Below are 20,658 nucleotides of genomic sequence, written 5' to 3' on the forward strand. Positions count from 1 at the left end.
AACCGACCGCACCGCAGGGCGCGAACGGGCAGATGATTCGCGCAATCGAGAACGCCTATCGCCCCGACACGCCCGGGACTCGCCGACCGAGACTGGCGCCATGACCAACGTCGCGGATTTGGTGGAACGGACCACGCAGTTCATCAACGAGCAGGTCGTCCCGGTGGAGCGCGAGGTCGTCGTCGACGGTCGGGTGATGGACGACGCGCTGCGGCTGGAGCTGCAGAAGCGGGCCAAGGAGGCCGGGGTCTTCGGCCCGCTCTCCGATCCCCGCCACGGCGGGCTCGGGCTGACCACCGCAGAGCAGGCGCAGGTGCTGGAGGCCGCGGGTGCGAGCCTGCTCGGCCCGCTCTCGCTGAACGCCTGGGCGCCCGACGACGGCAATATCCACCTGCTCGCCCACGTCGCGAACGAGGAGCAGCAGCGGCGCTACCTGGCGCCGCTCGCCTCCGGTGAGGTGCGCTCGGCGATCGCCATGACCGAGCCCGCGCCCGGCGCCGGCTCCGACCCCGGCATGCTGCAGACCTACGCCAGGGCGACCGGCGACGGCTGGGTGATCAACGGCGCCAAGCACTTCTGCACCGGCGCGCAGGGCGCGGCCTTCGTCATCTGCGTGGCGAATACCGACGAGGGCGCCACCATGTTCCTGGTCGATGCCGACAATCCGGGCTTCAAGGTCGGGCGGCGGATGCCGACCATGGACTACACCAGCGCACCGGGCGGGCACTGCGAAGTGCTGTTCGAGGAGTGCGCGGTGCCCGATTCCGCGGTGCTCGGCACGGTCGGGCAGGGGCTGCCGCTGGCGCAGGTGCGGCTGGCGCCCTCGCGGCTGGTCTTCGCCATGAACTGGCTGGGGCTGGCGGTGCGCGGGCACCACCTGGCGCTGCGGCACATCAATGCCAGGACCTCGTTCGGGGCGCCGATCGCCGAGCACGGCATGGCGCAGGCGCTGGTCGCGGACAGCGAGATGGACATCGTCGCGGCGCGCGGGGTCATCCGCACGGCCGCCGAGACCATCGACGCGCACGGGCCGACCGCCGCGCAGTCCAGGCACGAGGCCTCGATCGCGAAGACCTTCGTCTCCGAGGCGGTCTGGCGGGTGCTGGACCGCGCGGTGCAGCTGCACGGCGGGCTCGGCGTCTGCGAGGACCACCTGGTGGCCCGGTTCCTGATCGAGGCGCGGGCGTTCCGGATCTACGAGGGCCCGTCCGAGGTGCTGCGCACCTCCATCGCCCGCCGCGCCCTGCGCGCGCACCGCTGAAAGGGAACCACATGACCACGCGTGAACTCACCGGCTTCGCGGCGGGCTACCCGGACCTGGATCCGGAGCACGTCGACTACGAGTACCTGCGCTCGACCTCGCACACCCTGATCCCGTTCGGCACCCACGTCGGCACCGAGATCACCGAGATCGGGCCGGAGCGGGCGGTCGTCGAGATCCCGGCCGGGGGGCCGACCACCAACCACATGGGCACCGTGCACGCGGGGGCGCTCTTCACCGCCGCCGACATCGCGGGCGCGGCGGCCTTCGTCGGGGCGGCGGCGAGCAAGCTCTACCGGGTCAAGCGGCTGGTGCTGCGGGGGGCGAGCGTGCGGTACCGGCGCCCGGCGGCGGGGCGGATCCGCGCGGTCGCCTCGGTGGAGCCGGAGGCGGTGGCGGGGGTGCTCGCCTCCACCGTGGCCGAGCGGTTCGAGATCGTGATCCCGGCGGCGCTGCTGGACGACGCCGATGTGCTGGTCGCGGAGTTCAGCTTTGACTACGTCTGCGACACCAACCCCGGGGAGGACGAGCGATGACCACCGCGCTGCCCAAGTTCACCGAGCTGGAGTCGGCGCCGGTCGCGACGGCGGACGGCGTCACCTTCACGGTGCGCTTCCTCCCCGCCGAGCAGCCCGCCGCCCCGGTCGTGCTGATCCTGCCCGCCATGGCCATGAAGGCCAAGCACTACCTCGCGCTCGCCGCGAGCCTGCACGCCGAGGGGCTCGCGGTCGCCACCACCGACCTGCGCGCGCACGGCGAGGCCACCCCCGCGCTCGGCGAGCACCGCGACTTCGGCTACCGGGAGATGATCGAGACCGATCTGCCCGCCATCGTGGCCGCCGTCCGGGAGCGCTTCCCGGACGCGCCGCTGTACCTCTTCGGGCACAGCCTGGGCGGGCAGCTCGCGCTGCTCTTCGCGAGCGCGGAGCCGGAGCGGGTGGCCGGGGTCGGGATCATCGGCACCGGCACCGTCTTCTGGTACGCGTTCGGCGTGCGGCGCTGGTGGGAGGCGCTGAGCCAGATCCAGTACATCGGCTGGGTCGCCCGGCGGACCGGGCAGTGGCCGGGTGGCGTGCTCATCCCGGCGCCGATGCCGGGCGGAGTCATGCGGGACTGGTCGATGCACTCGCTCACCAGCTTCTACCGGCCCAAGGGGTCGTCGCGGCGGTACAACTCGCTGCTGCGGCGGTTGGCCAAGCCGGTGCTGGTGATCTCGCTCGACGAGGATGTGCTCGGGCCGAAGTCGAATGTGGACTTCCTGGTGGAGCGGATGCCGAGCGCGCGGGTCACCCGCTGGCATGTGGACGCGAGTTCGGGTGTCGCGCACCGCGATCACTTCACCTGGGTGAAGGATTCGCCGGTGCTGGCCGCCCGGATCGCCGCCTGGGCGCGGGGCGCGTGATGGCACGGTTGCGAATCGAGAAGGTGTCGAAGGCGTTCGGCGCGGCGGTCGCGGTGCGCGAGGTCGAGCTGGACATCGCGGACGGCGAGTTCATGGTGCTGCTCGGCCCCAGCGGGTGCGGGAAGTCGACGCTGCTGCGCATGGTGGCGGGGCTGGAGGAGCCGAGCTCGGGGCGGATCCTGCTGGACGACCGCGACATCACGGACCAGGCGCCGCAGCGCCGGGATCTGGCCATGGTGTTCCAGAGCTACGCGCTCTACCCGCACCTCACGGTGGCGAAGAACATCGGCTTCCCGCTGCGCGCCAGGCGCACCCCGCGGGCGGCGATCGCGCAGCGGGTGGCGGAGGTGGCGGCGGTGCTCGGCCTCGGTGAGCTGCTGGAGCGCAAGCCGGCCAAGCTCTCCGGCGGGCAGCGGCAGCGGGTGGCGCTGGCCCGCGCGATGGTCCGCGACCCGGGCGCCTTCCTGATGGACGAGCCGCTCTCCAATCTGGACGCCAAGCTGCGCTCGGCGACCAGGGCGGAGCTCATCACGCTGCACCGGACGCTGGGCACCACCTTCCTCTACGTCACGCACGACCAGGTCGAGGCGATGACCATGGCGGATCGGATCGCGCTGCTCAACGACGGCCGGGTGGAGCAGGTCGGCACCCCGGCCGAGCTGTACGACCGGCCGCGCTCGACCTTCGTCGCCGGGTTCCTCGGCGCGCCGCCGATGAACCTCTTCCCGGCCACGGTGACGCCGCGCGACGGCAGGCTGCACCTGGTCGCGGGCGGCGTCGACATCGTGCTGCCGCAGCAGCCGGGCGAGCTGACCGAGCCGCTCGCGGTGACCGCCGGCATCCGCCCGGAGCGGCTGCGCCCCGACCCCGCAGGCGCGATCACCGGCCGCGTGCGGATGGTGGAGAACCTGGGCAGCGAGGAGCTGCTGCACCTCGACACCGGCGAGCACACCCTCGGCGTGCGGGTGCCGCGCCCCGCGGGGGTGGCCACCGGCGATCTGCTCGGTGTCCGCGCCGACCCGGCCGACCTGCACCTCTTCGACGCCGAGAGCGGGCTGCGGCTGCGCTGGCGCGAACCGGAGCCCGGCGCCCCGATCGACCGCGACGCCCGCGTCGCGGTCGCCTGATCCGATCAGGCCACACGATGAGGAGAACACAGTGAAACGCACCGTGCCCGTACTGGGCCTGGTGTTCGCGGCGGTCCTCGCGCTCAGCGCGTGCGGCGGCCTCGGCCCGACCGCGTCCGACGGGGACGCGCAGACCTCGCAGGTCCCGGAGCTGGCTCCGGACCAGAAGGTCTCGATCGTCTTCGAGTCCTACAACTACGGCCTCGCGGGCGCGTGGACCGACACCTTCGACAAGCTGCTCGGCGAGTTCCGCGCCACGCACCCGAATATCGCGGTCACGGCGCAGAAGCCGCAGGGCAACAGCCCCAACCCGGCCACCGACACGATCTCCAGCATCCAGAACCAGATGGTGGCGGGCACCCCGCCGGACGTCGCCCAGCTCGGCTTCAGCGACCTGGACTTCACCATCAACCAGCTCGGCGCCAAGCCGCTGGACACGCTGGTCGGCAAGGACGCCGTCGCCGCCAACTTCGACGGCAGCAAGCACCCCTACGCCCCGCGCGCCCGCACCCTGGCGGACTGGGACGGCCACACCTACGGCGTGCCGTTCGTGTTCTCCACCCCGGTGCTCTACTACAACGCCTCGCTTTTCACCGAGGCCGGGCTGGACCCGGCCAAGCCCCCGGCCACCTGGGACGAGGTGAGCACCGCCGCGGCCGCGATCGCCGCGACCGGCAAGGGCGGCATCTACATCGACTGCCTGACCAAGACCGCGAAGGACTGGTGCTTCCAGTCGCTGGTGCGCTCCAACGGCGGCCGGGTGATCTCCGAGGACCGGCGTAACCTGACCTTCGCCGAGACGCCCGCGGTCGAGGTGGCCGCGCTCGGGCAGCGGCTGGTGGAGTCGGGCGGCATGCCCCGGCTGCAGCAGAAGCAGGGGTACGAGGCGTTCGGCCGCGGTGAGATCGGGATGATCCTGGAGACCAGCGCGGTGCAGGGCACCTTCGTCTCCGGCGCCAAGGACAAGTGGGATCTGCGCGCGGCGCCCATGCCCGCCTTCGCGGGCAAGCCGGTGGTGCCGACGAACTCCGGTGCGTCGCTGCACATCCTGTCGAACGACCCGGCCAAGCAGCGCGCCTCGTGGGAGCTGATCAAGTTCCTGACCAGCGAGGGCGCCTACACCACGATCTCGCAGGGCATCGGCTACCTGCCGCTGCGCACCGGGCTGATGAGCGACCCGGCGGGGCTGCAGGGCTGGGCCGCGAAGAACCCGCTGCTGGCGCCGAACGTGGCCCAGCTGGCGAGCATGGAGCCCTGGATCTCCATGCCGGGCAACAACTATCTGCAGATCCGGGACGGCATGATGGACGCGGTCGAGGCCGTCGTCTTCCAGAACAAGGACCCGAAGTCCACGCTGGGCGCGGCGCGTGATCAGGGCGCCCAGCTGATGCCGCAGCAGTGACCGGCCATCCGTAACCGACCAACGAATCGAGCCGCGCGTCCCGACCGGGGGCGCGCGGTTCCGGAGGGGGCCCCATGTCCGAGGTGACCATCGTCCAGCTCACCGACACCCATATCCGCGCCACCGGTGAACGGGTGCACGGCACCGTCGACACCTTCGCCAATCTCACGCACGTGCTGCACCAGCTGCGCGCCTCGCACCGCGATATCGACGCCATCGTCTTCTCCGGCGATCTCGCCGATGACGGCTCGCCCGCGGCCTACCGGCGGCTGCGCTCCGCGGTCGAGCCGGTCGCCGCCGAGCTCGGCGCGCGCGTGCTCTACGCCCCCGGCAACCACGACGAGCGCACCGCCTTCGGCGCCGAGCTGCTCGGTGCCGCCGACGCCGCGACCGATCAGGTGGCCGAGGTCGCCGGGCTGCGGATCGTGCTGCTGGACAGCAGCGTTCCCGGGCTGCACCACGGCGAGCTCACCGACGAGCAGCTGGACCGGCTGCGCGAGACGCTGTGCGAGCCCGCCCCGCACGGCACCCTGCTGGTGCTGCACCACCCGCCCATCCCCTCGGCGCTTCCGGTCTCGCAGCTGCTGCGGCTGCGGCAGCCGGAGCGGCTGGGCGAGGTGCTGCGCGGCACCGACGTCCGGTTGATCGTCTGCGGGCACAGCCACCTCACCGCGGCCTCGGCGCTGGCCGGGATCCCGGTGTGGGTCGGCCCCGCGACCTCGTTCCGGCAGGACTCCTTCGCCCCGGTGGGCAGGCAGCGCGGGTACGCGGCCTTCGGGTACAGCCGGATCGACGTCGTCGGCGAGTCGCTGGTGGCGACCGCGGTGGAGGCGACGCCGGTCGAGGTGCTCTACGAGCGGGACGAGCAGGCGACGCTGGACCAGCTCGCCGCGCTGGCGGCGGAGGCGCGGTAGTCATGTTCGTGCTCGACGCGCCGGTAGCCATCGACAAGCCCGCTGCCGCAACACCTGTCGCACCCAGAGCCCGGCTCCGCCGCCTGGGACGCGGCCTCGTCCCCTACCTCTACCTGGCGCCCGCGCTGGTGCTCCTGGTGGTGTGGACCTACCGGCCGCTGGTGCAGGCGTTCGAGCTCTCCACCTACTCCTGGAACCTGCTGCCGACCCAGCCCATGAAGCCGGTCGGCACCGGCAACTACGAACGGCTGCTGGAGCTCCCGGCCTTCTGGGACTCGCTCGGCCGCACCGGCGTGCTCATCCTCGGGCTGCTGCCCTTCACCGTGCTGCTCCCGCTGCTCGTCGCGCTGGCCGGGCGGCGGGTGCACGGCCGCGCCCGGACCCTGTACCACGCCTTCGTCTTCGCCCCCTTCCTGGTGGCGCCGGTCGCGGCGGCCGCGGTGTGGCGGTGGCTGCTGCACCCGGGCGGCGGCTTCGTCGGGCAGCTGCTCGGCAGCGACCGCAACTGGGTGTACGACGTGGACACCGCGCACACGGTGATCATCGTGATCACCGGCTGGCAGCTGCTCGGCTTCGCGGTGCTGGTGATCTGGGCCGGGCTGGCCGGGATCAGCAGCGACTACGACGAGGCCGCCCGGGTGGACGGCGCGAGCCCCGGGCAGCTCCGGCGCTGGATCACGCTGCCGCTGCTCTCCCCCACCCTCATGTTCATGGTGCTCACCACGGTGCTGCTGAGCCCGGCGCTGACCTTCCCGCTCATCGACTCGATGACCCAGGGCGGGCCGTCCCAGGCCACCACGAACATCTACTACCTGCTGTGGGACTACGCCTTCCACAGCTTCGACGCCGGGCTCAGCGCCGCGGCCGGGGTGCTGCTCTTCCTCGGCTTCGGCGTGCTCGCCGGAGCCCTGGTCTGGATCTCGGAGAAGGTGGCCTTCCATGACGATTGACCGGCTGCGCGCGCTCGGCAGCCACCTGCTCCTCGGCGCCACCGCGCTGGTCGCGGTCTTCCCCATCTACTGGCTCTTCGCGACCTCGCTGCGCAGGCCGGAAGACGTGACGTCGCTGACGCCGTTCCCGTGGCCGCTCTCGATCGCCAACTACACCGACGCCGCGCACAAGGTGGACGTGCTCGGGCTGATCGGCAACACCTTCTTCGTCGCGGCGTTCTCCGCGGCCGGGCAGCTGCTGGTGGCGCTGCTCGCCTCGTACGCCTTCGCGCTGTACACCTTCCCGTTCCAGCGCGTGCTCTACCTGGCGTTCGTCGGCACCTGGCTGGTGCCGTTCCAGGTGACCATGCTGCCCAACTACGTGCTGCTCACCCAGCTCGGGCTGATCAACACGCTGATCGGGGTGGCGCTGCCGACGCTCTGCTCGGCGCTCGCGGTGCTGCTGCTGCGCCAGCACATGGCGAGCTTCCCCAAGGAGCTGGTGGCGGCGGCCCGGATCGACGGCCGCTCCTCCTGGTCCATCCTGTGGACCGTGGTGGTGCCGAACCTGCGCCCCGCGCTGGCCGCGCTCGGCATCCTGCTCTTCATCAATGCCTGGAACGAGTACTTCTGGCCCGCGGTGGTGCTCCGGCAGTCGAACAGCGTGCTGCAGCTGGGGCTGCGCAGCTTCATGGGCACCGAGGGCGACCAGTGGGGGCCGATGATGGCGCTCGCCGGGCTCGCCTGCCTGCCGGTGCTGATCATGTACCTGCTGCTGCAGCGGCACATCGTGAACGCCTTCGTGCGCTCCGGGTTGAAGTAGCGATCGCCTACGCTGGACGCATGGCGCTTCCCCTGGAAGAACGACAGGAATTCCTCGCCCAGCCGCACATCGGGGCGCTCGCCGTCGCCGGTGCCCCCGGCCGGGCCCCGCTGAACGTCCCGATCTGGTACCAGTACACCCCCGGTGGCGAGCTCTGGGTGCTCACCGGCAGCACCTCCAGGAAGCTGGAGCTGCTCCGCGCGGCGCAGCGCTTCAGCCTCATGGCGCAGGTGCTGGAGCCGACCATCCGCTACGTCACCGCGGAGGGGCCGGTCACCCGGATCGAGCCCGGTGACGCGCTGGTGCGCGAGATGGCGGCGCGGTACCTGCCCGCCGAGAAGCTCGAGGGGTACCTGGAGTACGCGCAGTCGCACGGCGAGCAGGTCGCCGTGTACATGCGGCCGGAGCAGTGGCTCTCGGCCGACCTGGGGTCGGTCTAGGGCCGCACCGCGGCGCGCAGGCGGGCGGCCAGCTCCTCGGCGCGGGCCGCCAGCTCGGGGGGGTCGAGCACCTGGAAGGCGTGGCCGAGGGTGGCAACGTACATCAGGACGACGTCGAGATTGTCGGCGCCGCTGTGGATTTCGCAGGTAGCGGCGTCGAGCTCGACGACCATGGCGGCCGAGGCCGAGAGCTGGGCGCGGACCGTCGCGGCGGGGGCCTGCACCAGGAAGCGGGCCTGGTGGCGGTAGACGCCGCTGGCCACGCCGCGCTGGACGAAGGCGGCGGCGTCGGGGGCGTCGGGGCGCGGGCGGTAGCGCCAGGTGCGGGCGGCGACCTCGGTCATGCGGTCGACGCGGAAGCTGCGCCAGCCGGCCCGGTCCAGGTCGTAGGCGAGCAGGTACCAGCGGCGGTCGGAGGCGACGAGGCGGTAGGGCTCGACGCGGCGGCGGCCGAACCCGTCCTTCGACGGGTACTCGAACCCGGCCTCGACCTCGTCGCGGCAGGCGCGGGCCAGCGTCATCAGCAGCTCGGGGTCGACCGGGGTGCTGCCGGCGCCGAAGGATTCGACCGATCCGGAGAGCGCGCGCACCTCGTGCCGGAGCCGGACCGGAAGCACCCGGTCGAGCTTGGTGAGCGCCCGCAGCGCGGCGTCGCCGGTGCTCCCGGCGCCGGTGCCGGCCAGCAGCGCGACGGCGGTGGCGATGGCCTCCGCGTCGTCGAGGAGCAGCGGCGGCAGCTCCTGGCCGGGGCCGAGCTGGTAGCCGCCGCCGATGCCGTGCTCGGCGCGCACCGGGTATCCGATGCCGCGCAGCCGCTCGACGTCGCGGCGCACCGTGCGCGGGGTGACGCCGAGCCGCTCGGCCAGCTCGTCACCGGTCCAGACCCGGCGCTGCTGGAGCAGCCCGAGCAGGATCAGCACCCGCTCGGTCGTGCCGCGCGCTTCCTCGTCCGCCACACCCATAGCGTCCCGAGACTAGCGGACCGATCCTGTCCGCAGGTGCTGTGAGGGTGGAGCCATGACACCGACACTCGACTGGAACCGCGCGCTGCGCGAGCAGTGGGAGCACCACTGGAACCATCAGGTGCGGCCGCGGCTGGCGGACCTCACCGACGACGAGTACACCTGGTCACCGGTGCCGGAGCCGTGGAACGTGCGGCCGCGCGACGGGTCGGCGAACCAGTTCGGCACCGGCGAGCACCTGATCGACTTCGCCTTCCCGACCCCCGACCCGGAGCCCTTCACCACCATCGCCTGGCGGCTCGGGCACGTGATCGTCGGCGTGCTGGCCATGCGCAATGCCGCGCACTTCGGCGGACCTGCCGCGTCGTACGAGAGCTGGGCCTACGCCGGAACCGCGAAAGAGGCTCTGGCACAACTGGATACCGAACTCGATGCCTGGCTGACCGGGGTGCGCGGGCTGGACGAGGCCGCGCTCGCCACCCCGGTCGGGCCGAAGGAGCCCGCGCACCCGGACGCGCCGATGGCCGACCTGGTCCTGCACATCCACCGCGAGCTGATCCACCATCTCTCCGAGGTCTGCCTGCTGCGCGACCTCTACCTGCACAGCCATCGAGGAGTCACCGCATGAGCCGGACCGTCCAGATCACCTTCGACGCGCACGACCCGCGCGGGCTCTCCACCTTCTGGCGGGACGCGCTCGGCTACGTCATCCCCGGCCCGCCCGGGGTCGAGCTCGCCGATGGCGCCGACCCGCTCGCCGCCTGGGACGAGTTCCTCGCGAAGCTGGGGGTGCCCGAGGAGCAGCGCAACAGCAACTCCGCGGTGGAGGATCCGGCCGGCACCGGCCCGCGGGTCTTCTTCCAGCGGGTGCCGGAGGACAAGGTGGCCAAGAACCGCGTGCACCTGGATGTGCGCGCGGCGCCCGGGCTCACCGGCGACGAGCGGATGGCGGCGCTGGAGGCCGAGTGCGACCGGTTGACCGCGCTCGGCGCCACCCGGCTGCGCCGCTCCGAACCGGCCCCGCCGATGAGCCACGGCTTCATCGTCATGGCCGATCCGGAGGGCAACGAGTTCTGCCTGGACTAGGACTCCAGCGGAATCGGGACGAAATCCGCGCACCCGGCGGGCAGCCGGACCCCCGCGGTCCGCAGCTGGGCCACCCTCGTGAGGTACGCCGCGCCGAGCAGGAGCTGGTCGGCGATCTCGGCGGCCCGCCGGTTCGGCAGCGCCGCCAGGTGGGTGCCTGCCGCCCAGGTGTTGAAGGCGCCCATGGCGGGGCCGCACCACACCTGGTAGTCGGCGACCCGGCCGGGTTCGCCGCGGATGCTCCAGCCCGAGGAGAGCCCGAGGTACCAGCGGAAGACCAGCGCCATCCGGCGTTTCGGGTGCTCGGCGGCGCCGGCCAGCTGCGCCGGGTCGCGCTCTGTGAAGAAGCGCACGCACTCCTCCCACACCTGCTCGACCGGGCGCTGGAAGAGCGTGCGCTCCAGCTCGGCGCGGAGCTCGGCGGGCAGCGCGTCCAGCCCGTCGTAGGCGCGGTAGGCGTCGTAGAGCTTCTGCGCGCGGCCCGCGAACATGGTGCCGCGGCGCAACACCTGCACCTGGACGCCGAGTTCGAACATGTCCGCCGACGGCGCCATGACGCAGTCCGCGAACTGCGCGCCGGCCAGCAGCTGCTTGGTGGCGGCGCACTGCGCGGCCTCCACCGTCGCCTGGTTCACCGAGCCGGTGACGATGTAGGCGGCGCCGAGCGCGAAGGCGGCCGCGGCCGCCGCCGGGGTGCCGATGCCGCCCGCCGCGCCCACCCGCACCTCGGCGGCGCCGGGGACGGAGCGGGCGAGCCGGTCGCGCGCGGCCATGATCTCCGGCAGCAGCACCACCAGCGGGCGCCGGTCGGTGTGGCCGCCGGAGTCGGCCTCGGCGGTGACGTCGTCGGCCATCGGCACCCGCTCGGCGAGCCGGGCCTGCTCGGCGGTGATGTCGCCGGACTCGACCAGCCGGTGCAGCAGCGCGGCCGGGGCCGGGCGCAGGAAGAGCTCGGCGACCTCGACCCGGGAGACCTTGGCGATGATCCGGTGGCCGACCCTGATCCGGCCGTCGGGGCCGGTGGTCAGCCCGGCCGCGCGGTACCTCACCACCTCGGTGGTGAGGTTCATGAAGGCCGACGCCTCCACGCAGCGCACGCCGTGCCGCAGGCAGGCGTCCACGATGGCGCGCTCCAGCGCGGGCTCGGACGGGCTGTGGATCAGGTTGCAGGCGTAGGGCAGCTCGCCGAGTTCGGCGCGCAGCCCGGCCAGCGCGGCGTCCACCCGGTCCGGGGTAACGCCCGCGGCGCCGTACGAGCCCAGGTACCCGGCGCCGGCCAGCGCCGAGACCAGCGCGGGCGCCGCGATCCCATTGGCCATGGCGCCCGCCATGTAGGCGCCGCGCAGCCCGTGCGCAGCGCGGAACCGGCTGTCGCCGAGCCGATCCGGGGTGAGCGGGCCGACCGCGGCGAGCACCTGCGCGCCCGCCGTTGCGGCCCGGTCGGCGGTGAGCCCGACCCGGCCGTCCCGGTGCAGCACCCACACCGGCCGGGTGACGTCGCGGAGCAGCGCGGTGATCTCGGCCGCCGTCTCGGCGACCGGCCGGTGCACCGTGGTCACGACCGAACCTCCCGCTCGCCGAGCTCGATGGCCAGGTCGGTGAGTTCGTAGATGCGCAGCCCCGGCTTCCAGAGCGAGCCGTCGACCACCGCGATCACGCCGTGCTCGCCGTGCCGGAGCTCCTTGATGTGCGCCTCCAGCTCCACGGTGCCGTCGGTAGGCAGGAACTGGCCGCGGTAGCGCCAGCTGAAGGCGATGTCGGCGGGGATCCGGAAGGCGGGGTCTTCGAGGCCGTCGGCGTACCCGGCGTCCAGCATCCACTCCTGGACGGCGTGGATCACCGACTCGACGCCGAGCGAGCCGGGGATCACCGGGTCGAGGTGGAAGTGGCGGTCGAAGTACCAGTCGGCGGGGTCGATCTCGCGCAGGGAGTGCAGGTAGCCCGCGCCGTACTTGCCGCCGCCGTCGACCACCTGGACGCGGTCGATGAGCGCGAGGGTGGCGCGCGAGGCGAGCGGGGCCGCCGGGTCGGCGCGGCGGGCGGCCACGTCGATGTTCCTGGTCGCGGCCTCGGGGTGCTCGGCCAGCCAGGTGGGGGCCGGGCGGCCCGCGTCCAGGCCGGTCTGGTTGGCGAGCGCCTCGTCGCTGAAATAGCCGAACATGGTCTCGCCCCGGTAGAAGGGTTCGCCGCCGGTGCTCAGGGTGTAGTCGAAGGTCTGCAGCGACGAGCCGGGGAGGATGGTGGTCGAGAGCAGCCGCGAGTGCTGCCGGATGGTGCTGTCGCGCAGGTCGACCCGGCGCAGGACGGTGGCGGTGCCGCCGAGGTTGCGCAGGCTCAGGGTGGTGCCCGGCTGGGTGAGCGTGGGGCCCGCGTAGTAGCCCATGAGCAGCGCCGCCTGGAGCGATGTCTCCATGTAGACGAAGTGCGGCATGGATTCGTTGGCGGTGTCGCCGTAGTACCAGGAATCGGCGGGTGAGTCGTACTCGGTGGTGTACGCGGCTGTGTTCAATTCGCCGCGTTCGCCGTCGAAGTCGAGGACCCGGTCGACCAGCAGCAGGCCGCCGGTCGGAAGACGGGTGGCGCGGACGCCGGTGTACTCGGCGAACTCCGGGCCCATGGCGATGGCCTGGTCGCCGCGGGCGAGGTGGGTCATGTGGAATTCGCTGAGCAGGAGGGTTTCGTCGGCTCGGCCGGGGCCGATCTCCGCGCCGGTCGGCTCGGTCGCCGTGACCTCGACCGAGAGGGGGGCGGCGCCGTCGATGTGCACCTCGGCGGTGAGGTGCGGGCGCGGGACCAGGTCGATCTCGGTGACGCGGAGTTCGAGGGTGCCGGAGTGCGGGCCGGGGGCTCCCGCCGGGCCGGAGGACACCAGGGTGGAGCCGGTCAGGCTCAGGGGGAGCGCCGTGTAGAGGGCGAAGACCTCGGCGGCCTGGGTTGCCGCTGTGCCGGGGTCGCCCTCGTAGGCGGCGGTGAGGCGGCCGTGGCCTTCGGCACCGAAGAGTTCGAGGGTGGTGACCTCGGTGAGGACCAAGGGGTGTTGGGCGGCCAGCTTTGCCGCGGGGCGGATGCCGGGGCGGTGGTAGGTAGGGCCGAAGACGCCTGCGATGTCGCCGTCGGCGAGTTGCCGGAGGGCGGGGTGGTCGAGATGGGTTCTGGTGGTGCGGGCCTGGGGTTTGAAGGCCCATTCGGGGGCGTGCGACGTGGTCGGCCGGGGGGCCGTATCAGCGGCCCGCTCGGCATCGGCCGGCGGCGCCAGTCCCGCGCGCTCCCACAGGGCGCGCTGGAGTGCGTATTGCGCCGCGAGGGCGGCGCGGTGTGCGTCCGCGACGCCCGCGCGGAGTTGCGCGAGCGGGTTCGGGGTGCTTGTGGTCGGCACCGCCGGGGCGGCGAGAGCCGCCCGCGTGGGCACCGCCCGGGCGGCAGGGACCGCCCCCGCCGACACCGCCGGGGCCGCCTGCGGCTCCGCCGGAGGGGCGGGCTTCTCCACCGCGTCGGGATCGAACGCAATGCCGTCGAACTCCAGTGTCGTCATACCATCCACCGCCTCACCGAGGTCTGGAACTTCTCCGTCAGATCGGGCGTCGTGACCACCACGACGTCCGAGAACCGTTGCAGCACCGCGCCGTCCGCGGCGACCGCGGTGGCGTCGACGCGGGCGTCGAAGCGACCGGCGCGGGCATTGCCGACGACCAGCCGGAACGGCTCGCCGGTCGGCAGCGGCCGGTGGTACTCCACCCGCCCGATGCCGAGCGGCAGGCAGGCCGCGCCGAGCAGCCGGTGCCCGAGCACCGGCGGGCCCTGCAGCACGAGGTCCGCGCGGACCGGGTCGTGCAGCCTGCTCGCATAGGCGCCGCCGGCGACCGGGGCCGCGTCCAGCGCGCACTCGAAGACCACGGTGTCCCCGGTGTCGGCGACCACCCGGCGCAGCCCCTGCAGGGCGGGGGCATGGAACTGGATGCCATCGCGGTAGATGTCGAGCGGGCTCGCGGGGCCGGTCGGCACCGTGAGCACCGGCGCATCCGCCGGTGCGGCGGCCAGCTCCAGCGTCGCCCGGAAGTGCGCGACAGCGCCGTCGCGCACCGTGACCCGCACCGGGAGCACGCCGCTCACTTCGGTGCCGGGCTCCAGCTCGAGCTCGAGCGCCTCGACCGCGTGGTCGAAGATCAGCCCCTTGAGCACCTGGAAATCCCTGGCGCCGATGACGGTGCGGCCCGGCAGGGCGCGCTCCGCCGCGTGCGCCATGGCGCCGAGGCCGAAGGTGGCGGGGAGCACCACGTGCTCCCCCACCCGGTGCGCCGCGATGATCGGCTCGTCGGTGAGCCCGATCAGGTTGCGGCGCAGCCGAACCGGGCCGAGCGGCACCGGAGCCGGGCCGGAGAGCGACTCGGCCGGGCCGATCAGCACCACCGTGTCGGCTTCGCGTTCGGCGGTGAACTGCTCGGTGAAGGCCGCGGCTCCCGTCTCCGGGGGCAGCAGCTCGACGCCGAGTGCCTGGAAGTGCTCGCGCAGCGCGGGCGTGACCATGCCGCCGTCCCACGCACCCCAGTCGATCGCGGTGACGTGCCGGTCCGGGTGCGCCCGGCGCCAGGCCACCGCGAAGCGGGAGAGCGCCTCGTTGGCGGCGGCGTAGTCGGCCTGACCGGTATTGCCGTAGAGGCCCGCCACCGAGGTGAACAGGATGAGGTGCTCCGGCTCCGGCACCGCGGCGAGCAGTGCCGCCAACCCGGCGATCTTCGGATTCAACACGCGGGCAATGGAATCCGCGGTCTTGTCCGGGATCTTGGAGTCGGCGAGCACGCCTGCGCCGTGCACGATGCCGGTGATCGCGCCGGACCAGGGGGCGAGCGCCTTCCGGACCGCGTCGGCGTCGGTGGCGTCGACCGCCACGTAGTCGGCGCGGCCGTCGAGCGCGGCGAGTGTCGCGCGGATCTCGCGGGCGCCCCTGATGCCGGAGCAGGTGCGGGCGATATCGCGGGGTTTCGCGCCGGTGCCCGCGAGGGCGCGGAGCGCGGCCTGCTGAAGGTCGGCGTCGGCGATGCCGGTCGCCCACTCCGGCTCCGGCGCCGGTTCGGTCCGGCCGAGCAGCACGAACCGGGCCGGAACCCGCTCCGCCAGCGCCAGCACGCAGGTGGCGGTGACGCCGCGGGCGCCGCCGGAGACGACGAGCAGGTCATCGGCGGTCAGCGTGAGCTCGGGCTGCTGCTCCGGCGGGCGGATCGCGGTGGTGGTGCGGGCCGGGCCGAAGCCGCCGGGAACCAGGGTCGACCTGGTGCCGTCGGCGGTGACGCCGACCTCGACGATGTCCCATGCGGCGTCGTCCAGTTCGGTGAGGATCAGGTCGGCGCAGCGTTCCGGGGTAGCCGCCGGGTCGATGTCGATGGCTCGGCAGAACAGGTCGGGGCGCTCGGCGGCGAGGGTTTTCAGGATGCCGCCGACGCCGGCGAGCAGGGCCCGCCCCGGGTCGCCGGCGGTGCGGAAGCCGAGGCCGCCGTCCAGGCGGATCAGGGTCGCGACGGTGGCGCGGCCGTGCTCCGCCGACATGGTGGGGGTGATGCGGCCCGCGGTCAGGATGGTGTCGGTGAGCTCGGCCTCGGGGGTGCCCGCGCCGAGCAGGATCAGGCACAGGTCGGGCTGCTCCCCCGGTTCGGGGGTGGTGCGCACCGACCAGCCGCGCGCGGTGAGCGCGGTGGTCAGTGCGGTGGAGTCCGCGCTGGTCGCGGGGGTCACGAGCAGGGCTACCGGGTTGTCGCGGTAGGCGTTGATCGCGGTGTCCGCGGCGGGGAGGGTGATCAGTTCGACGGTGTGCCGCGGCGCGCGCGCCGCGGCCTCAGCTTTTGGGTGGACATCACCGCCGGTGCTCAGCTCGGTCACGATCTGATCGAGGGTGCGCAGGGTGCCCAGTTGCTCCGGGCCGAGGTTGGGTAGGTCCGGGAAGCGTTCCTGGAGGGCGCCGATGACCTGGACTCGCTTGATCGAGTCGACCCCCAGGTCTGCCTCGAGGTCCATGCCGGTGTCGACCATCTCGACCGGGTAACCGGTTTTCTCCGCGACGACCTCGCGGAGGGCCTGGCGGAGGGTTTCCGCCTTGTCGTCTCCGGCGGGGGAATCCGCGGGGGCTTCGGGCGGGTTCGCGGCGGGCTCGGTGGTGGTGCTCTCGCCGAGGAGGTCGGCGATCTGGTCGAGGGTGCGGAGGGTGCCCAGCTGTTCCGGGCCGAGGTTCGGCAGGGCCGGGAACCGTTCCTGGAGAGCGCCGATCACCTGGACCCGCTTGATCGAGTCGACACCCAGGTCGGCTTCCAGGTCCATGCCGGTGTCTACCATCTCGACCGGGTAGCCGGTCTTCTCCGCGACCACCTCGCGCAGGGCCTGGCGCAGGTCGTCCCTGCTGCCTCCCGGTGCCGGAGCCGACGCAGGGGCGGCTGCCGTAGCCACGGCAGCGGAGTTTTCGGCCGGGGCGGCGGGCGTTCCCGATGCCGGAGTGGTGGGCGTTCCGGACGCCGGAACGTTCGGTGCCGGAGCCGACGCGGGCGCGGCTGCCGTAGCCACGGCAGCGGGATTTCCGGCCGGAGCCGGGCCCGACGCGGGCGCCGGTGCCGACGCGGGCGCCGACGCCGGAGCGGCGGCCGGGGCGGACCCCGACGCCGGAGCGGCGGCGGCCGGGGCCGAGGTAAATGCTTCTGCCGTGGCTACGGCAGCGGGGGTTTCGGCCGGGGCTTGCACCGAGGCGGCGGCCGGGGCGGGGACGGCGGGGAGCGCTTCGGTCACACCGTTGGTGTGCCCGGCAGCGAGCGCCTCGGGACGGTGCTGCGGCACGGCAGGCGCCTGGTAGGCAGGGCGCGGGGCGGAGGGGCGGGCGAAACCGGCCTCGAGCTCGGCGAGCTGGGCGAGGACGTCGGAGGCGCGGGTGTGGCTGGCGGCGATGGCCACGCCGTGGTCCTTGACGGCTTCGATGGCGCGCACGGTGGACTCGGTCAGTACGCCGGCGTCGAGCGCGCCGACCAGGGCGCGGGCCATGTCGAGCTGGCCGTCGAGGAACTGGTGGTGGGATCGGAGGTGCTGGGTCAGCGCGCTTTCCAGGGCGCCGTCCTGCTGGGTCGAGTACACGGAGGTCTCCGTCGGGTCGGGGGTGTACCTGGTCGGCGCCGGAACCGGGCCGGGTGCCGTGGCCACGGCGGTGGAGGTGCGGGCGGGCGCGGCGGCGGCGCCCGGCCGGTCGGGCTTGCCGGAGCCGTGCCCGACCGGGGCGGCACCGTTCCCGGCACCAGCCCCATTCCCGGCACCGGCACCGTTCGCGGCGGCACCGGCGCCCGCGCTGTTCGACGCGGCATCGGCGCCGGCGCCGTTCGAGCGGGCGCCGGCACCGTTGCCCGCACCGCCCGTCGCGGCACCGGCACCATTGCCGACACCACCCTTCGCGGCACCGGCTCCATTGCCGTGCGCCGAACCGTTCCCGTTCGCAGCGGCCCCATCGAGCCGAACCCGATACCCGTCGGAGAGCGCGGCGGCGTACGCCACCTTCCGCGCCTCCGGCACGTACTCGGGCGCCGAGATGGTCACCGTCATCGGCCGGCTCGGCTTGTGCGGCTCCAGCACCGGCGCCGCGTGCCGGTTGATCCCGGACAACCCGAACCCGAGCACCGCGAGCCGGACCGCGGCGCGGGACAGCGCGAGATCACTGTTCCCGATCGGCCCGGAGTCGGTGGCGATGGCGATCACCTCGTCCCCGAGCGTGCGCCGCACCAGCGAGGTCAACACCTGCTTGGGCCCGAACTCGACGAACACGGTGCACCCGGACTCGCGCAGCGCCGTCAGCGCCGCCACGAACTCGACCGGCTGCCCGAGCTGCCCGGTGAGCACCGCGCGGTTGGCGGCGGCGTCGCCGCCGTACCGCGCGCCCGCGCTGTTGGCGTGCACCGGTGCGTCCGGCGCGCCGATCCGCACCTCGGCGAGGGCGGCGGCGAAGGCGTCCACCGCGTGCGCCACGTACGGGGTGTGGAAGGCGCCGGAGACCGGCAGCTCCCTGGTGGCGACCCCGCGCTCCCCGCAGACGGCGACCGCGGCCGCCACGGCCGAGGAACCGCCGCCGATCACGACCTGGTCGGGGGCATTGTGGTTGCAGATCCAGACGTCGTCGATGCCGTCCACGATCTCCCGCGCCACCTCGACGGTCGCGTTCAGCGCCACCATCGTCCCCGCCTCGACCCCGTCGCGCGGCGTCATCGCCACGCCACGCGCCCTGGCCAGGCTGTGGAAGTCGGTACTGCTCAGCGCACCCGCGGCCCAGAGCGCGGTGAGCTCGCCGAAGCTGTGCCCGAGGTACCCGTCGGCGCGGAACCCGCGCTCGCGCAGCGCCGCGAACTGCCCGGCGGCGAGCGCACCGATGGCGGGCTGCGCGAACTCGGTGCGCCGCAGCGCCCGCTCCTGCGCGGCGGCGGTCTCCTCGTCGAAGGCCGGTGGCGGGAACACCACGGCGGAGAGCCGCTGCGGTGCCCCGGTGAACGCCTCGTTGGCGGCGTCGAAGGCGGCGCCGACGGCGGGCTGCGCGATGGCGGCGTCCGCGCCCATGTCCACGTACTGGCTGCCCTGGCCCGCGAAGAGCGCGGCCACCTTGCGGTCCGGCAGCGCCGCGGCGCGGTAGTACACGCCCTCGGGGTGCTCCCAGGAGGTGGCGGAGGGGTTGCGGACCAGTTCGTCCAGGGCGAGCCCGCGCAGGTGCTCGGCGTTCTCGTCGTCCAGCGAGACGAAGCCGATGCGCGGGTGCGCCTCCGGGATCTCGCCGCCGTCGCTCGGCGCGGTGCCGCGCACGGCGTCGATCAGCCCGGCGACGTCGGCCGCGTGCCAGAGGTGGGCCCGCGCGGTGCGGTGCAGCACGCTCGGCCGCTCGGCGTCGGCCTCCTCGAGCACCACGTGGAAGTTGGTGCCGCCGAAGCCGAAGGCCGAGGCGGCGGCGCGGCGCACCGGGCGCTCGGGGTCGCGGATCCACGGCCGGGTGCGCGAGTTCACGTAGTACGGCGCGTCGTCGGGGGCGATCTCGGCGTTCGGCGCGGTGACATTGATGGTGCCGGGCAGCACCTTCTGGTGCAGCGCGAAGGCCAGCTTCATCAGGCTGGCGGTGCCCGCGGCGCCCTTGGTGTGCCCGATCTGCGACTTCACGCTGCCGAGCGCGGCGAACTTCGGCTCGTCGGTCGCGTCGGTGAGCAGCTCCTTCAACGCGGTCAGCTCGGTCTTGTCGCCGACCGGGGTGCCGGTGGCGTGCGCCTCCAGCAGCGCGACGGTGGCGGGTGAGACCTCGGCGTCGGCGTAGGCGCGGTCCAGGGCGACCCGCTGGCCGCCCGCGCGCGGGGCGTAGATGCTCTTGGCCCTGCCGTCGCTGGACGAGCCGAGCCCGCGCAGCACCGCGTAGATCCGGTTGCCGTCGCGGCGGGCGTCTTCCAGCCGGCGCAGCGCGAGCATGGTGATGCCCTCGCCGAGCAGGGTGCCGTCGGCGTCGCTGCCGAACGGGCTGATCCGGTCGGACTTGGAGAGCGCCCCGACCTTGGAGAAGCACAGATAGATGAAGATGGTGTTCTCGGTGTCGACGCCGCCGGTGATCATCATGTCGGCGCGGCCGTCCTGCAGCTCGGCGACGGCGGTGCGCAGCGCGGCGAGCGAGGCGGCGCAGGCGGCGTCGACGGTGCAGTTGATGCCGCCGAGGCCGAGCCGGTTCGCGACCCGCCCCGCGGTGATGTTGGAGAGCAGCCCGGGGAAGGAGTTCGCCTCCCACGGCGCGTAGGCGGCGACGAACTTGGCCGAGACCGCCTCGGCGTCGGCCTGGCTGAGCCCGACCGAGCGCGCGGCCTCCTCCAGCACCGGGGTGGAGAGCCGGGCGGCGAGCGGGTGCATGAGCGGCACCGGGCCGGTGGTGCCGAGTACGACGCCGGTGTGGCTCGCGTCGTACCACTCCGAGCCGGTGGCGCCGGCGTCGGCGAGCAGGTCGCGGGCGACGCCGAGGCTCAGCGTCTGCATGGTGCTGGTGACCTCGAGCTGGTTCGGCGGCAGCCCGAACTCCAGCGGGTCGAACTCGATGTCGGGCAGGAAGGCGCCGCGGCGGGAGTAGGTCTTGTCCGGTGCCGCCGGGTCGGCGTCGTGGTAGTCGTCCAGGCTCCAGCGCGATGCGGGCACCTCGGTGGTGCAGTCCACGCCGTCGATGATGTTCTGCCAGTACTCGCGGTGGTTGCGCGCCTGCGGCAGCAGCCCCGACATGCCGACGATGGCGATCGGGGTGCGGGCGAGGCGTCGTTCGTCCGTCACGGAAGTTCCTCTCGGACCGGGC

15 protein-coding genes are annotated in these 20,658 nt (G+C 73.3%); 11 read left to right on the forward strand and 4 right to left on the reverse strand.

Features of this window, described 5'->3' with window-relative positions; genetic code table 11:
• Window positions 1-100 precede the first annotated feature (100 nt).
• The 9 genes from AB0H71_RS20570 to AB0H71_RS20610 all read left to right on the forward strand — a co-directional run bounded on the left by AB0H71_RS20570 (window position 101) and on the right by AB0H71_RS20610 (window position 8,298).
• Entirely contained in the window at window positions 101-1,261 is a 1,161-nt protein-coding gene (locus AB0H71_RS20570; protein ID WP_357023016.1) for an acyl-CoA dehydrogenase family protein, read from the forward strand.
• 11 nt (window positions 1,262-1,272) lie between these two features.
• Window positions 1,273-1,797 carry a YiiD C-terminal domain-containing protein gene (locus AB0H71_RS20575; RefSeq protein ID WP_357023019.1) on the forward strand — a complete coding sequence of 175 codons (525 nt, stop codon included), beginning with the start codon at window positions 1,273-1,275 and terminating at the stop codon, window positions 1,795-1,797.
• Window positions 1,794-2,663, forward strand: coding sequence for an alpha/beta fold hydrolase (locus tag AB0H71_RS20580; protein ID WP_357023022.1), 870 nt, complete (start codon window positions 1,794-1,796; stop codon window positions 2,661-2,663). Before AB0H71_RS20575 ends, AB0H71_RS20580 begins: the two co-directional genes overlap by 4 nt.
• Entirely contained in the window at window positions 2,663-3,790 is a 1,128-nt protein-coding gene (locus AB0H71_RS20585) for an ABC transporter ATP-binding protein (protein ID WP_357023025.1), read from the forward strand. Before AB0H71_RS20580 ends, AB0H71_RS20585 begins: the two co-directional genes overlap by 1 nt.
• Before the next feature lie 31 nt (window positions 3,791-3,821).
• Entirely contained in the window at window positions 3,822-5,192 is a 1,371-nt protein-coding gene (locus tag AB0H71_RS20590; protein WP_357023028.1) for an ABC transporter substrate-binding protein, read from the forward strand.
• Between the two features lie 74 nt (window positions 5,193-5,266).
• Window positions 5,267-6,106 carry a metallophosphoesterase gene (locus tag AB0H71_RS20595; protein WP_357023031.1) on the forward strand — a complete coding sequence of 280 codons (840 nt, stop codon included), beginning with the start codon at window positions 5,267-5,269 and terminating at the stop codon, window positions 6,104-6,106.
• Window positions 6,107-6,108: 2 nt separating this feature from the next.
• Window positions 6,109-7,056: a sugar ABC transporter permease gene (locus tag AB0H71_RS20600; RefSeq protein WP_357023034.1), complete on the forward strand. Its 948-nt coding sequence runs from the start codon at window positions 6,109-6,111 to the stop codon at window positions 7,054-7,056.
• The gene (locus AB0H71_RS20605; protein ID WP_357023036.1) at window positions 7,046-7,858 is read left to right on the forward strand and encodes a carbohydrate ABC transporter permease; all 813 of its coding nucleotides are present in this window, start codon (window positions 7,046-7,048) and stop codon (window positions 7,856-7,858) included. The genes AB0H71_RS20600 and AB0H71_RS20605 overlap by 11 nt, the downstream gene beginning before the upstream one ends.
• 20 nt (window positions 7,859-7,878) lie before the next feature.
• On the forward strand, window positions 7,879-8,298 hold the full coding sequence (locus AB0H71_RS20610) for a pyridoxamine 5'-phosphate oxidase family protein (RefSeq protein ID WP_357023039.1): 420 nt from the start codon (window positions 7,879-7,881) through the stop codon (window positions 8,296-8,298).
• Here the strand turns inward: AB0H71_RS20610 and AB0H71_RS20615 are convergent.
• Window positions 8,295-9,260: a YafY family protein gene (locus AB0H71_RS20615; RefSeq protein ID WP_357023042.1), complete on the reverse strand. Its 966-nt coding sequence runs from the start codon at window positions 9,258-9,260 to the stop codon at window positions 8,295-8,297. The genes AB0H71_RS20610 and AB0H71_RS20615 overlap by 4 nt on opposite strands.
• Before the next feature lie 55 nt (window positions 9,261-9,315).
• On the opposite strand from AB0H71_RS20615, the gene AB0H71_RS20620 reads away from it, so the two are divergent.
• Together AB0H71_RS20620 and AB0H71_RS20625 are read left to right on the forward strand one after the other, a co-directional pair.
• Window positions 9,316-9,888 carry a DinB family protein gene (locus tag AB0H71_RS20620; RefSeq protein WP_357023045.1) on the forward strand — a complete coding sequence of 191 codons (573 nt, stop codon included), beginning with the start codon at window positions 9,316-9,318 and terminating at the stop codon, window positions 9,886-9,888.
• Complete coding sequence (locus AB0H71_RS20625) at window positions 9,885-10,346, forward strand: VOC family protein (protein ID WP_357023048.1); 462 nt, start codon at window positions 9,885-9,887, stop codon at window positions 10,344-10,346. The genes AB0H71_RS20620 and AB0H71_RS20625 overlap by 4 nt, the downstream gene beginning before the upstream one ends.
• On the opposite strand, the gene AB0H71_RS20630 is transcribed toward AB0H71_RS20625, so the two are convergent.
• Genes AB0H71_RS20630 through AB0H71_RS20640 form a run of 3 tightly spaced genes read right to left on the reverse strand, consistent with a single transcriptional unit; the run spans window position 10,343 to window position 20,636 of the window.
• Window positions 10,343-11,905 (reverse strand): PfaD family polyunsaturated fatty acid/polyketide biosynthesis protein, encoded by a 1,563-nt coding sequence (locus AB0H71_RS20630; RefSeq protein ID WP_357023051.1) that lies wholly within the window; start codon window positions 11,903-11,905, stop codon window positions 10,343-10,345. The two genes, AB0H71_RS20625 and AB0H71_RS20630, sit on opposite strands and share 4 nt — an antisense overlap.
• Window positions 11,902-13,878 (reverse strand): beta-ketoacyl synthase, encoded by a 1,977-nt coding sequence (locus AB0H71_RS20635; RefSeq protein ID WP_357023053.1) that lies wholly within the window; start codon window positions 13,876-13,878, stop codon window positions 11,902-11,904. The genes AB0H71_RS20630 and AB0H71_RS20635 overlap by 4 nt, the downstream gene beginning before the upstream one ends.
• A complete protein-coding gene (locus AB0H71_RS20640; RefSeq protein WP_357023056.1) occupies window positions 13,875-20,636 on the reverse strand; it encodes an SDR family NAD(P)-dependent oxidoreductase in 6,762 nt (2,253 codons plus the stop codon). Before AB0H71_RS20640 ends, AB0H71_RS20635 begins: the two co-directional genes overlap by 4 nt.
• Window positions 20,637-20,658 lie beyond the last annotated feature (22 nt).

It is taken from the genome of Nocardia sp. NPDC050697 (genome assembly GCF_040654395.1).
Classification (GTDB): Bacteria; Actinomycetota; Actinomycetes; order Mycobacteriales; family Mycobacteriaceae; genus Nocardia.